Source organism: Bacillus sp. z50 (genome assembly GCF_058313585.1).
Map to the genome: position 1 here is coordinate 111,295 of NZ_JBZFQL010000002.1, position 14,539 is coordinate 125,833.

11 protein-coding genes are annotated in these 14,539 nt (G+C 38.7%); 5 read left to right on the forward strand and 6 right to left on the reverse strand.

Features of this window, described 5'->3' with window-relative positions; translation table 11 throughout:
- Positions 1-18: 18 nt before the first annotated feature.
- Entirely contained in the window at positions 19-240 is a 222-nt protein-coding gene (brfA, locus tag AC4G3N_RS06400) for a ribosome rescue factor BrfA (protein WP_491089938.1), read from the reverse strand.
- 183 nt (positions 241-423) lie between these two features.
- Between brfA and AC4G3N_RS06405 the strand changes: the two genes are divergently transcribed.
- The gene (locus tag AC4G3N_RS06405) at positions 424-837 is read left to right on the forward strand and encodes a YkvA family protein (RefSeq protein WP_066104258.1); all 414 of its coding nucleotides are present in this window, start codon (positions 424-426) and stop codon (positions 835-837) included.
- A 795-nt stretch (positions 838-1,632) separates the two neighbouring features.
- Here the strand turns inward: AC4G3N_RS06405 and mutL are convergent.
- The 3 genes from mutL to cotE all read right to left on the reverse strand — a co-directional run bounded on the left by mutL (position 1,633) and on the right by cotE (position 6,898).
- Positions 1,633-3,564, reverse strand: coding sequence for a DNA mismatch repair endonuclease MutL (gene mutL / locus AC4G3N_RS06410; protein ID WP_066099697.1), 1,932 nt, complete (start codon positions 3,562-3,564; stop codon positions 1,633-1,635).
- 15 nt (positions 3,565-3,579) lie between these two features.
- Positions 3,580-6,192, reverse strand: a complete 2,613-nt coding sequence (gene mutS, locus AC4G3N_RS06415; RefSeq protein ID WP_491089939.1) for a DNA mismatch repair protein MutS — start codon at positions 6,190-6,192, stop codon at positions 3,580-3,582.
- A 106-nt stretch (positions 6,193-6,298) separates the two neighbouring features.
- Positions 6,299-6,898, reverse strand: coding sequence for an outer spore coat protein CotE (gene cotE / locus AC4G3N_RS06420; protein ID WP_491089940.1), 600 nt, complete (start codon positions 6,896-6,898; stop codon positions 6,299-6,301).
- A 485-nt stretch (positions 6,899-7,383) separates the two neighbouring features.
- Between cotE and AC4G3N_RS06425 the strand changes: the two genes are divergently transcribed.
- Positions 7,384-7,899, forward strand: coding sequence for a DUF6141 family protein (locus AC4G3N_RS06425; RefSeq protein WP_139891118.1), 516 nt, complete (start codon positions 7,384-7,386; stop codon positions 7,897-7,899).
- Positions 7,900-8,138: 239 nt separating this feature from the next.
- On the forward strand, positions 8,139-9,104 hold the full coding sequence (locus AC4G3N_RS06430) for a bile acid:sodium symporter family protein (RefSeq protein WP_490558339.1): 966 nt from the start codon (positions 8,139-8,141) through the stop codon (positions 9,102-9,104).
- Positions 9,105-9,225: 121 nt separating this feature from the next.
- Here AC4G3N_RS06430 and AC4G3N_RS06435 read toward each other — a convergent pair whose 3' ends face one another.
- Positions 9,226-9,660: a DUF4395 domain-containing protein gene (locus tag AC4G3N_RS06435; RefSeq protein WP_139891120.1), complete on the reverse strand. Its 435-nt coding sequence runs from the start codon at positions 9,658-9,660 to the stop codon at positions 9,226-9,228.
- A gap of 503 nt (positions 9,661-10,163) precedes the next feature.
- Between AC4G3N_RS06435 and katA the strand changes: the two genes are divergently transcribed.
- On the forward strand, positions 10,164-11,615 hold the full coding sequence (katA, locus tag AC4G3N_RS06440) for a catalase KatA (RefSeq protein ID WP_491090080.1): 1,452 nt from the start codon (positions 10,164-10,166) through the stop codon (positions 11,613-11,615).
- A 117-nt stretch (positions 11,616-11,732) separates the two neighbouring features.
- On the opposite strand, the gene AC4G3N_RS06445 is transcribed toward katA, so the two are convergent.
- Entirely contained in the window at positions 11,733-12,014 is a 282-nt protein-coding gene (locus AC4G3N_RS06445) for a hypothetical protein (RefSeq protein WP_491089941.1), read from the reverse strand.
- A gap of 367 nt (positions 12,015-12,381) precedes the next feature.
- Between AC4G3N_RS06445 and AC4G3N_RS06450 the strand changes: the two genes are divergently transcribed.
- A complete protein-coding gene (locus AC4G3N_RS06450) occupies positions 12,382-14,484 on the forward strand; it encodes a 5'-nucleotidase C-terminal domain-containing protein (protein ID WP_491089942.1) in 2,103 nt (700 codons plus the stop codon).
- Positions 14,485-14,539 lie beyond the last annotated feature (55 nt).

The window sequence follows — 14,539 nt, forward strand, 5'->3', positions numbered from 1 at the left end:
CTAAAATACTGACTCCTTTTATACACATCTCCTTAGAGCCAAAAAAAAAGAGATTCCCTCATCCTTTGTTAGATGCTGAAATCTCTTTTTATGTTTAAATTGTTCCATTTTATCCTTCTTTGTTTTCGTCATTCTTGTACTCAAATCAATTGTATATAGGCCGCCCCGTAGAGTCTCAGGATTGCGCTTGCCTTCCCTCTCCAATTTCAACCTATATTTTTTAGCCCGACTTTTACTCATAACTCTATACACCTCAATTTTTCTCAGGATAGGATTAGTATACACAAATTTAGGGAAAAAGACATTAAGCAGCACTTCTAATGAGAGGTATTTAATTTATTTTCAAGCCAATCACTGAAATGTTGTTAGTTGAAGAAATATACCTTAAAATGTAAACAAGTTGTCGTTTAGGAGGAATGAGTAATGGAAGAACAAAACAAAGGAATACATAAATATAAAAAATACATCGATTCAGCCAAAACCTATTTAAATAATACAAAAAAATCAAATGAGCTATTAGATGAAGCAACTACGAAATCAAATACAAACAAAAATGCACTGGAAGAGGTATGGGACAATCTTCAATTACTTATCACCATGTTTCGCTCTTGGGTAAAGGGTGATTATAAAGAGATTCCTAAAAAGTCGATTATTTCTATAATCGCAGCCATTATCTATTTTGTATCACCTATTGATTTTATCCCTGATTTTATTGTAGGTCTTGGTTTTGCTGATGATGCAGCCATTATCGGATTTACGATTAAGCAAATAACTGAAGATCTCGAGAAATTCAAACTATGGCAAGCGAAGCAAGAGCAAACTATTGATATTGAGTAATTAAAAAGGTGTCTGATCAGTATTATAGACTGATTTGACACCTTTTTTGATTTTCAAGATTGATTTCTCGGGTCTGATACACATATATTTGATGAAAATAATAAGCTAAGCAGTTTGGCACATCCCTTGCAACTAATAGTAGCTGCTCATAAATTATATATTCACGAAGATGACTATGACTACCTTTTAGACACCTTTACCCGGTATAGGTCGGGCATAGCTGCCTCGTAGGTGGAGCATAGCTCCTTTCCTACATACTTCACCTACCTTTCAACCACCTTTACCCGGGTATAGGTCGGGCATAGCTGCCTCATAGCTGGGGCATAGCTCCCTTCCTCCATACTTCACCTACCTTTCAGGCACCTATACCCGGGTATAGGTCGGGCATAGGTGCCTCATAGCTGAGGCATAGCGCTTTCCTCCATACTTCACCCACCTTTCAGACACCTTTACCCCGGTATAGGTCGGTCATAGATGCCTCGTAGGTGGAGCATAGCTCCTTTCCTACATACTTCACCTACCTTTCAACCACCTATACCCGGGTATAGGCCGGTCATAGGTGCCTCATAGCTGGGAGATAGCTCCTTTCCTCCATACTTCACCTACCTTTCAGACACCTTCACCCCGGTATAGGTCGGTCATAGGTGCCTCATAGCTGGAGGATAGGCCCCAAAAAAGCGCAGCTTAGGAGCTTTTTTGTATCCAAACTTATATTATAAACACAAAAAAAGCGGAGGAAAACGACTTGTTCCCCCGCTTAATTAAAGTTTAATGCATTTTTATTTACTTACTACATTACATAACCCGTTTAAACATTTTCTCCAGCTCATAAATCGAATAATGAACGATAATTGGACGGCCATGCGGGCATGTGAATGGATCATTTGTATGACGCAATTCATCCAGTAATGCACTGATTTCATCATTACGCAAATGCCGGTTGGCTTTAATTGACCCCTTACAGCTCATCATAATTGCCGCTTCCTCACGCAATTTCTTGATATCCACCTTTTTCATCGTTAATACTTGGTGGACCATTTCATCGATGATCGTTTCTTCCATGCCTGCTGGGAACCAGGTTGGATGGGCGCGGACAATATAACTATTTAATCCAAATGGTTCTAAAAATACTCCGACCGCTTCCAGCTCTTCTTTATGTTCTTCCAGCTTCACAAACTCATCTGTTGAATACTCCAGTGTCATCGGTACCAACATTTCTTGCAGTTCTTTGTTGACCTCTCCCACCTTATGCTTGAAGAACTCATACTTAATCCGCTCTTGGGCAGCATGCTGGTCAATCATATAGAGCCCTTGTTCATTTTGGGCCAAAATATACGTTCCATGCAGCTGTCCAATCGGATATAAAGGCGGAATTCGGCTTTCTTGCATGTCCTGATTGTCTTGAATCGGCTCTAATTCCTCTTCTTTTTGCTCTACGATCGTTCCGACACGTTCGGAACCCGCTTCTGAACTGATAAACGGTTCAGTTTCTACCTGTTCTTCTACTGATTCCCTTCCAGGCTCGTTCAACTCGATAGGACTAGGAGCCTCGAATTCCCGCTTCGGCTGTTCAATCTCAGGCGGATCATAAATCACTGAAAATCCTTCAGTTGCCTTTACCATTGGAGGAGTCTGCTTTGGCGGCTCAGGCCGCTTGGCTCTTTCCTCCGTAAACGTAAATTGAGCTTGTTCCGTTTTTGCTTTTTCCTCACGTTTAACAGGAGCGCCTGTCGGAATTAATGTCTCTTTTTTAAACGTATTCCGGATGGCCTCGCTAATTAATGTCATCAGCTCTTGCTCTTTACTGAAACGAACCTCCATTTTGGAAGGATGCACATTCACATCAACCAATAAAGGATCCATTTCAATATTGAGCATCGCAATTGGATAACGTCCAATAGGCAATAAAGTATGGTACCCTTCCATGACTGCTTTGGCGATCAAATAATTCTTAATAAATCTTCCATTTACCAAAATGGTCATATAGTTACGCGAAGCCCTCGTCATTTCCGGATGTCCGGCATAGCCTTTTATTGAAAAATCAAGTGTTGATGCTTCAAACGGCAGCATTTTTTGAGCAGTTTGTATCCCATATATCCCGGCAAGCACCTGAAGTGGATTGCCGTTGCCTGATGTTTGTAATAAGGTACGGTCGTTGTGAACCAGCTTAAACGATACATCCGGATGCGACAGTGCCAGCCTATTTACGACATCGGTTATATTCCCAAGCTCTGTATGAACGCTTTTAACATATTTCAGACGAGCCGGTGTATTAAAGAACAGTTCACTCACCGTTATATCGGTTCCTTTACGGCTTGAATAGGACTCATGAGTAAGGACCTTGCCGCCCTCGAGTAAAAGACGGGTTCCAGGTCCATCACCTGTTGAGGTCTTTAATTCGAATTTGGAAACAGAAGCGATTGAAGGCAATGCCTCACCCCGGAAACCTAGCGTACGAATTCTGAATAAATCGTTTTCGTCCTTTATTTTACTGGTCGCGTGCCTGTGAAAAGCATTGAGGGCATCGTCCTCTTCCATCCCTTCCCCATTATCAATAATGCGAATGGATTCTAGACCGGCTTCCGTAGCATAAATCTCAATTACCGTACTGTTAGCATCTATTGAGTTTTCCACTAACTCTTTTACAACAGATGCAGGTCTCTCTACTACTTCTCCGGCAGCGATTTTATTGGATAATAGATCATCTAACAGTACAATTTTCCCCATATCGTTCTCTCCTTCCTACTTTAATTTTTTCTGTAATGCATATAAGGCGTTTAAAGCTTCTAAAGGATTCATCTCTAATATAGATAAGGATTTAAGCTCTTCCGCTACCTTCCACTCTTTTGAGTGTCGGGATGATGAAGTCGTTTTTTCCTTTTTATCTTCTGTGAAAAAGGATAATTGCGCCTGTTCACTGACAATTTCAGCATCAGTTTCAGTTTTTACAGGCGGCGTAGGTTTTGGTTGCTTGTCCCCTTGTTCAAGGACGTTTAATATCTCTTGCGCTCGCTTAATCACCGTCTCCGGCATTTCCGCAAGCTTGGCAACATGAATACCATAACTGCGATCAGCAGGTCCATCGACTACTTTATGAAGGAAAATGACTGTGCCATTTTGCTCAATTGCACGAACATGTACGTTACTCAGCTTGCTGAGTTGATCAGCTAGAGCTGTTAACTCATGATAATGCGTGGAGAAGAGGGTAGCTGCACCAATATGATGATGAATATATTCTATGATTGATTGGGCCAATGCCATTCCATCATAGGTTGACGTTCCTCTTCCGATTTCATCGAATAGAAGCAAACTGTTTTCTGTTGCATTCGTAATCGCATGGTTCGCTTCAAGCATTTCGACCATAAAGGTACTTTGTCCTGATATCAAATCATCTGCTGCACCGATTCTCGTAAATACCTGATCGAATATTGGCAGGATTGCTTCGTCTGCAGGTACAAAGCAGCCGATTTGGGCCATAATCGCTGTCAAGGCAACCTGGCGCATATACGTACTCTTACCGGACATATTTGGTCCAGTAATTAATAAGATTTCCTTCTTTTTATCCAAGAAGCAATCATTCGGTACATATTCCTGTGCTTTTAAAACCTTTTCTACGACTGGATGTCGGCCATTTTTTATACTCATTTGACGTGTATGAGAGAATTGTGGTTTTACATAGTGGTAACGTTCACTAATAGTAGAGAAACATTGTAAAACATCCAATTCACTGATTTCCATCGCTAATTTTTGCAGACGAGGTATATAATCTTTAATTTGATCACGTAATTCACAGAACAAATCGTATTCCAGACCTGTACTTTTTTCCTCTGCTTCGAGGATGATTGTTTCTTTTTCTTTTAATTCTGGAGTGATATAACGTTCTGCATTTGCAAGAGTTTGTTTTCTGTCATATCGATCATCATTCAGAAGGTGGAGATTTGCCTTTGTTACTTCCAAGTAATAACCAAATACACGATTATAACCAATTTTTAGAGAACGGATACCTGTTCTTTCTCTTTCCTTTTGTTCCAACTGAGCGATCCAGGTTTTCCCGTTCTTGGAAGCATCGCGATAACGATCTAAATCTTCGTTATACCCTTCGCGAATAATGCCTCCCTCTTTAATGGAAATCGGCGGGTTCTCATGCAGCGCCTGCTCGAGTAAATCCGTCACTTCTTCACACGGATCCATCCGGGATGCGATTTCTTTAGCCGTATCAATAGGCAGCCTTCCAATCACATCAATAATAGCCGGTACTTGCTGCAGGGAACGCTTCAGCTGCAATAAATCCCGTGCATTTACATTGCCATAGGAAACACGGCCTGTTAAACGTTCCAAATCATACACTTCATGTAATAGCTCACGCAGCTCTTCCCGTTCAAAAAATTGATTCATAAATGTTTCAACCATCGATAACCGAGCTTCTATTTCAGATTCGCTGACTAATGGGCGTTCAATCCATTGCTTTAGTCTTCTGCCGCCCATGGCCGTCTTGGTTTCATCAAGAAGCCATAAAAGAGAGCCTTTTTTACCTTTTGAACGAATAGTTTCCGTGAGCTCTAAATTTCTTTTTGAATAGTAATCAATTTTTAAATATTGTTCCGTTTCATATAATTCAACTGGTTGAATATGTTCAATCGTCCTCTTTTGAGTACGCTGTATATAATTGAGCAAACGGGCTACCGTATGCTTTAGGTCTTTTTTCGGAAGCTCATTTACCAGATGGTTAAACTCGTCTTTCGTTTCCGAATCGGCTTCATAAGAAATCGTGACAATCCCTCTGTCTTTTAATAAAATTTCTTTTTCATCGCCGATATCGGGCTGAACCACAACTTCTTTAGATCCTATAACGGAAACTTCATTTAACACATCTTTAAAATTGGAAAAATGGGTTACTCGATTTTCGCCAGTCGTTAAATCAATATGAGCCACTCCAAATCCCAAGCCATCTATGGAAGAAATAGTCGCAAGATAGTTATTCTCTTTTTCGGCGAGACTCTTTCCTTCCATCACCGTACCTGGAGTAATTAATTGGACAACTTCACGTTTAACGACCCCTTTTGCCGCTTTTGGGTCCTCTGTTTGTTCGCAGATGGCCACTTTAAAACCACGATCTACCAGTGTTTCAATATAAGACTGCGCTGAATGATAAGGAACCCCGCACATTGGAATTTTTTGTTCTCCTCCACCATTCTTCGCTGTTAAGGTTATCTCCAATTCTTTTGATGCCTTAATGGCATCCTCAAAGAACATTTCATAAAAATCACCGAGACGGAAAAACAAGAATGCATCTTGATAATCTGCCTTTATACTCAAGTATTGTTGAATCATAGGAGTATAGGTTGCTACTGCCATTTTCCCAAAACCTTTCTTTCAATCAAATATATAATAGAAGTATTATATCATAGGAGCCAAGCTCATCTAACAACAAAAAAACTAGAGAGTTTTTCTCTCTAGTTCCTTAATCCCGCTTGCTTTTGCTTTTTTTCCTGCCTGATTCATAGGAGCTGGACTCTTCACTGGATGACTCACTATGATCAAGGAAATCAGGATTAATTTCCTCCAGTTCGTCATCATCTACCTCAAGCTCCCAGCTTTCCTCATCGGTGTCTGCATTTTCCCTGATTGAAACAGTTACTTTTGTTTCACCAATAATCTCCACTAAAAATTCACGTTCAACATGAACAGAGATCTTTTCGCCATCTGGAGTGATGAGACATTCAATACAATTTGGTTGCTGAATTACTTTGGCTATGACTTCATTATCATCATAAACTGTTTGGTCCCGATACTTTAATTTTATGGTGTCTTTATATGGAACCTTTTCTGTTCTTACTTCTGTCTTTGTATTATTGCAATATGAATACCAAACATTGATATCATAATATCCTGCAATTTCTACCTTTTTACCCTGTTTCTTAGCTTCGTACGTATGATTAATAATCCAGCAGCCCAGTATACTGGTAGGATCGTTGTCCGGACAAACCGTATGATTTGCCTTGGTAAACTTACGCCCCTTTGCTACTACTGCCTTCGTGATAATTTCTCTATATTGCGACATACAAGGTTACCCTCCTCAACCATTTTCATTTCATCCTATGCATGATAAATGTCTAGCGTGCAAATTAATTATCAGTTCAACAAGGATTGCATGCTACAGTTTATGCCCATGCTGAAGAAAGGTGACCTTGATTTAAAAATAGGAGCAAGTTATACAGAATTTAAATAAGAAAGCTAGGAATGATAAAGTGTTACTACTCATTTCCCTTTACTATTAAAAATAGAGGATAGACTTTAAAGCTCTCAACAGATGAACAAGCATTATTACTGAAAATATAATTAACAGAAGAAATGAGGCATTTATCTCCGGAGATCATGCCTTTTTGAGTTTTAGTTTTATCTGGAATTAAAGGACAGGTAGAATTATGACAGTTTTTCACTTAAATAGTACAATAAGGAGTATAAATAACACATATTTATAATAATACAAAAGTTCTGTACTCAAACATTAGTACTTAATTATGTAAAGAGGAGGAAATTATTATCATGAAAAAACAGGAGGATGTAATCTTTCGAGAAGTTCAATACCCTCGCCAACCCTTGCTATGGATTTTTATTATAGCTCTCGCTACATTATTTTGGTATGCATTTATTCAACAGGTCATTTTCGGAATTCCATTCGGTGATAAACCTGCATCTAATCCGTTTTTAACAATTCTTTGGCTTGTTTTTGGAATAGCAATCCCATTAGGACTATTACTGGGATTCTGTAAGCTAGAAACTGAGGTGCGTAAGGATGGATTGTATGTGCGTTATATGCCGTTTCACCTCCATTATAAATCATTTTTATTTAAAGATATGGTTCAATATTCTAGTATTACCTACAATTCGTTACTACAATTCGGAGGCTGGGGCATAAGATTTAATTTAAATGGGGATACAGCATATAATATAGGCGGCAACAAGGGAATAGAATTGCAATTAAGAGGAAAAGGAAATGGAAAAGTGGTAGTGGGTTCACAAAATCCGGATGAATTAATAAAAGCATTAAATTCAAAGTGAATATTTTCCACCTTACTCGATATTATGTATGTTTCTTGAGTTTGATGGTGTATTTTTTTGCTTTTTCACAGAGATATTCGGAAATTATCCATACTATATATAGAGAGAACACAAGAAGTCAGCCAAAAAAATGTTTCTTTTGAATGCATCTCTTCACAATGAGTTTTCAGACTATTGATTATATTCAGATATTAATATATAATTTCCCATATTAAACAAATTTATCCCTGAGGTGAAATATGAAAGCTTTAGAACGTTTCAGTCAATTTGTAAGTAACACCTTTGCAGTATGGGTACTTATTTTTGCAGCACTTGCCTTCTTTATTCCAGATGGTTTTTCTTGGATTGCAGCCTATATTACCGTTTTATTAGGGATTGTCATGTTTGGGATGGGATTAACAATTTCACCTGCTGATTTTAAAGAAGTATTAACAAGACCGAAGGATGTTCTCATCGGTGTAGTCGGTCAATTCTTGATTATGCCCACATTGGCATTTTTATTGGTCAAGCTATTCGATCTTCCACCAGAAATTGCAGTCGGCGTCATTTTAGTAGGCTGCTGCCCAGGAGGAACGGCTTCTAATGTCATGACCTTTCTTTCAAAAGGAGATGTTGCATTATCCGTAACCATTACTTCCATCACAACATTGCTGGCTCCAGTTGTCACACCTGCACTCATTTTCTTATTCGCAAGCGAATACATCGATGTTGCACCTACTAGCTTATTTATCTCGATTGTGCAAGTAATTGTTATACCAATCGCACTTGGCTTTATTGTTCAGAAATTGTTTAATAAGCAGGCGAAAGCAAGTGTTAAAGTAATGCCTCTTGTTTCTGTTATTGCCATAGTTGCTATTGTTGCAGCTGTAGTTGCGGCAAATCAGCAAAAAATTGCTGAAACAGGATTGCTCATTTTCGCTGTAGTCATTTTACATAATGGCTTAGGCTATTTAATCGGATACTTATTCGGTAAATTATTAGGCATGAATCTGGCGAAAAGGAAAGCAGTCGCGATTGAAGTCGGTATGCAAAATTCAGGATTGGGTGCTTCATTAGCGGTAGCACATTTCTCACCTTTGGCAGCTGTTCCAAGTGCCATCTTTAGTGTATGGCACAATATATCAGGACCGATTTTAGCAACGATCTTCAGTAGAATGAAGGATAAAAATGAACCTGTTGATCTGGATGAATCGCAATCTATTTAAGTTGGAGCCTCTGCAAAGCGATAGCCTTGCGGGGGTTTTTAATTAAGTCGTTAGCAATAATTCTACGATTCTGCCCAGAAAAAAGGATCCTGCGATAGCATGCAAGATCCTTTTCCTTCTTTTAAACTGTTTTATTTACTGATTTCTTATACCTATATTGCTGCCACTGGAAACGAATAAAACAACCAATACAGAATCCAAGAATAGCTACAAATGAAGCAATAGCAACCATGGCCGTAAATACATATCCAGCAATCACCCAATCAAGTAGATAACTGATCAGGCCGCCTGCAAGACAAATAACAGCGATCACTTGATTAAATTGTTGCTGAGCCCACTCTTCCGGGATATAATCAGAAGGTTTTTTTCTTAAAAATAACTTACCTCCTTGCATGATTGGATTGAATCCAAAGACTAAACCCATAATTCCTGCAAATAAAGGCAGTGCTAAAATCCATTCTATACCTGTTACCCAAGTAGCGACCACGCTAAGAAAAATCACCCATTGGTTTAAACGTACCAATGGTCTCGGAACTGTGCGGACCGTTTCTCCCATTATTTCACACCTCTCCAATATGTTTTATATGTTATTTTTCATCTTACTCTGTTTAACCATAAATGGGAAAGTATAAGAATTTAATTAAATTATATTTCTCATCAATACTTTTAGTCATTAATTGTATTTAGAGGAAGAATCATGAACCATTCTAATTGACAGCAAGGAAGTTGATAAAGGATAATAACTTTCCCATTCATTTTGTAAACGAACTAGTTCGATAGTAGATTTTTTATAAACTTGATAATTTTATACTCTAATTAAAAGAACATAAATAAGAATACCTGCTTCTTAATTGAGAATCTCCTTGCTGCCTCTCTTGCTTGCTTTATTTCTAAAGGTAAAACCCCTACCTGTAAGAGCTCTCTCACAATGAATTAAATAAGCATCCTTTCACTAAATCTCCTTTTATTTATAATTATTTTAAATAAATAGTAGTTTTTAATTGATAATATTATAAAAAATAAATATAATAGGTTTATCATACGAAAAAGGTGGTATAAATAATGTCCAAAAAATTAACAACTAGTTGGGGAGCTCCTGTAGGAGATAACCAGAATTCCATCACAGCTGGAAGACGCGGACCAACTTTAATTCAAGACGTACATTTATTAGAAAAATTAGCTCATTTTAACAGAGAACGTGTACCTGAGCGTGTAGTTCATGCAAAAGGCGGCGGAGCACATGGTTATTTCGAAGTTACAAACGATCTAACTGAATATACAAAAGCTGCTTTCTTATCTGAAGTTGGCAAAAAAACTCCTTTGTTCATTCGTTTCTCTACAGTTGCAGGTGAACTTGGTTCTGCTGATACATTACGTGATCCACGTGGATTTGCTGTAAAACTTTATACTGAAGAAGGTAACTATGATATCGTTGGTAACAATACTCCTGTCTTCTTTATCCGTGATGCAATCAAATTCCCTGATTTCATACATACACAAAAAAGAGATCCAAAAACACATTTGAAAAACCCTAATGCTGTTTGGGATTTCTGGTCACTTTCACCAGAATCTTTACATCAAATAACGATTCTTATGTCTGATCGTGGTATTCCTGCTACTTGGCGTCATATGCACGGATTTGGTAGCCACACGTTCAAATGGACGAATGCTGAAGGTAAATCCGTATGGGTTAAATACCACTGGAAAACAGAACAAGGGGTAAAAAATCTATCTACTGATTTGGCTGCTGAGCTTGCAGGTACAAATCCAGACTACCATATCGAAGACTTACACAATGCAATTGAAGCTGGCGATTATCCTGCATGGAAATTATGCGTACAAATCATGCCGCTTGAAGATGCCAACACATATCGTTTCGATCCATTCGATGTAACAAAAGTTTGGTCTCAAAAAGACTATCCTTTAATCGAAGTTGGCCGCATGGTATTAGACAGAAATCCAGAAAACTATTTTGCAGAAGTAGAACAAGCTACATTCTCTCCTGGTAATTTTGTTCCTGGTATTGATGTATCACCGGATAAATTATTGCAAGGTCGTTTATTCGCTTATGCAGATGCTCACCGTTACCGTGTGGGAGCAAACCATAATCACTTACCAGTCAACCGTCCTAAAGTTGAAGTAAATAACTATCAACGTGACGGCCAAATGAACCCAAGTATAAATGGCGGTTCTTCTGTCTACTACGAGCCAAACAGCTTCGGAGGTCCACAAGAATCTCCTGAAGATCAACAAGCAACATTTGAAGTGGAAGGCTATGCTGCAAGCACTTCTTATGATAATGATGATTTCTACACTCAAGCTGGTGATCTTTACAGATTGTTAAGCAGTGAAGAACGCGCTAACCTGGTTAACAACATCGTTGGATCTATGCAAGGTGTGACTGTACCTGAAATTATCGAACGTCAAATCCAGCATTTCTACAAAGCTGATCCTGAATACGGAACACTTGTAGCTGCAGGACTTGGTTTAACAGTAACTGAAGAAGTTTAATAGAATAATTTAATCGTATTTTACATTTTCAATTATATTCTCATATTCTCAATTAAAAAAAGGTGCTGCTACTTGCAGTACCTTTTTTATCTAAAACTCTATCTCCCCTTCTCATTTCTAAGCCATATTTTTCAACCAAGTAAGGACTCGAATGAAATAAAACGGCTCAAACCAGCTAATCACAAAGAACACAATAAAAAAAGAACTGAGTGAAATGAATTTTAACCAACCTTCTTCCTGTTTTGCAATCGCCACAAAACTGAAGACTATTCCAACTACAAAAGAAAGACTTCCTAAAAGAAATAAAAGTTCCACATGTTTTTCTATACCTGCGGTTAAACCGAATAATATCAGCCCTGCTATCATCATTCCCATCGACCATAAACTGAATTTTCTCAACACTCCACCTCCATTCATAAGAGTATCACCATTTGGAATAATATTACAAAACGTTTTCCATTTAGATTTCATTTAAATTTAATAACTCGGAAAATAAAGATCTGTAAAATTTAAGATCAAAATTAATAACCTTTCTCCTTCATCTTGAACACATACACTATATGATAAGGTTAATCAGATTTCTAAGGCTTAATTATTAAACAAAACATTACAGATACTAAATAAATATCTCTTAAAAGAATTGATTATTAATATATAGTTCAAATTTACCATTTATTTGAAAATTATGTCGATTGCCTCGAAAACTAATTTATAATCAGATATGAGGCCTATATCTTGGCCATATCAAACAAAAGGGGAGCGGTATATGAAGTTTCGATTGAAGTTTTCTCGTATGTTGGCCATTATGACAATGGTTGTTGCGCTTGCTGGAACATTGCTTGCGCCGGCAGTCGATGCAAAAACATCTGATCGCCAGAATGAAGCACGTTTTATTCAGGAACTGGGCGTTTCGTCCCAAAGTATGAAGAAACAGAAATCCATATCTAGAATTGATGCAGCTGCTCTGATGGCGCGTGCATTAAAACTCGATAGCCAAAAAGCTCCAAAGACAAGCTTTACGGATGTGCCAAAATCGTCCCAAAAAGCTGTAAACTCATTAGTCTATGCCGGTATTCTTGATGGGAAAAGCAAGAATAAATTTGGCAGCTATGAGCCCTTAACTCGTGGGGAGCTTGCTGTTTGGATTGCGAAGGCTTTCGATTTGAAAGGAAGCACAGTAACAAACTTCTCTGATGTACCTGCTAAACACGCTGAAAGAATCGGTTCTATCCTTCTATACGACATCGCTGAAGGTATTTCCGATACTGAATTTGGTTATAACCAAAAGGCTAGCTTATCCGAGCTTATTTCCATGCTGCAACTAGCCCTAAAAGCCCCAGATTATCAGTTGCGTGTTCTTCATGTGAACGATACACATGCTAATATTGAAAATACACCAAGACAAATAACCGCAATTAATGAACATCGCAATGGAAATACGAATAATCTTCTTCTCCATGCTGGTGATGTATTCTCTGGCACCCTTTATTTTAATGAATTTAAGGGACTAGCCGATCTTGAATTGATGAATCTTGCCGGATTCGATGCTTTTACCTTTGGTAACCATGAATTTGATCTTGGCACTGAGACCTTGCTGCTATTCGTTCAAAGCGCTGAGTTCCCATTTGTGAGTGCAAATGTTGACTTCAGCGATGATGCCCTCATGAAAAGACTTCAGAATAACACATATACTGCTAAACCACATGATGGAAAAATATACGACGGTATTATTAAAAATGTAAACGGTGAGAAAGTTGGTATTTTCGGCTTAACGACCGCTGAGACTACCAGTATCTCTAGTCCTGGTGATGTTAAATTCGAAGAATATATCAATTCAGCCAAAGCCTCCGTTAAAGCATTCAAGAAACAAGGAGTCGATAAAATCATCGCCCTTACCCATATTGGCTACAATGACGGCGGCGGTGACAATGACCTTGAGCTTGCTAATCAAGTCGAAGGCATTGATATTATTGTTGGCGGCCACTCTCATTCACAGCTGAATGAGCCAGTCGTTGTAGATAAATACAAAGAACCGACAGTTATCGTCCAAGCAAACGAGTATTCCAAATATCTTGGTGAGCTTGATGTGAGCTTTGATAAAAAAGGAAAAGTTATTGCCTATGATGGCGAACTGATTAGCATTGATGCTAAGAACACAGAAGGATCTTATATCTTTGCTGAAGACCCGGCAGCAGCTCAAATCCTAGCGAAGTATAAGCCTATTGTTGACGCAAAGAAAAAACAAGTTGTCGGAACAACAGCTGTCGATCTGATTGGTGGCAATCCTGCTGCAAGGACAGGCGAAACAAATCTTGGCAACTTGATTGCTGATGGAATGCTCGATAAGGCAAAAGCCATCAACCCAAATACTGTCATCGCCCTACAAAATGGCGGCGGTGTCCGGACAACCTTAAAGGCAGGACCAATCACTTTAGCTGACGTTATGACAGTCCTCCCCTTCAGCAATGCACTCGCAATCATGGAAATAAGCGGAGCGGAATTGAAAACAGCTCTTGAACATAGCGTTAGTGCTGCTCCAAGCGCTAGCGGCGGATACCTGCAGGTCGCAGGCATGCGGTTTATCTATGATAGCTCTAAACCTGCTGGCACACGCGTGCAATCAGTCGAAATAAACCAGAATGGCGAATATACATCACTCGTGGATACACAGAACTACTTCGCTGCTACGAACATCTTCACTGCCAAAGGCGGGGATGGCTATTCTGTCTTTGCTGATATTTATGCAGATGGACGCGTAAGCGAACCTGGCTTCGTTGATTGGGAAATTTTCTCCGATTACATCCAGTCCTTCCCTGAACAAACTGTTTCACCTAATGTTGAAGGCAGGATTATTGATTTAGCTAATTAAGATAAAGCTATTCGAGATAAAGAATATTAAAGGCATCAGTTTAAGACTGATGCCT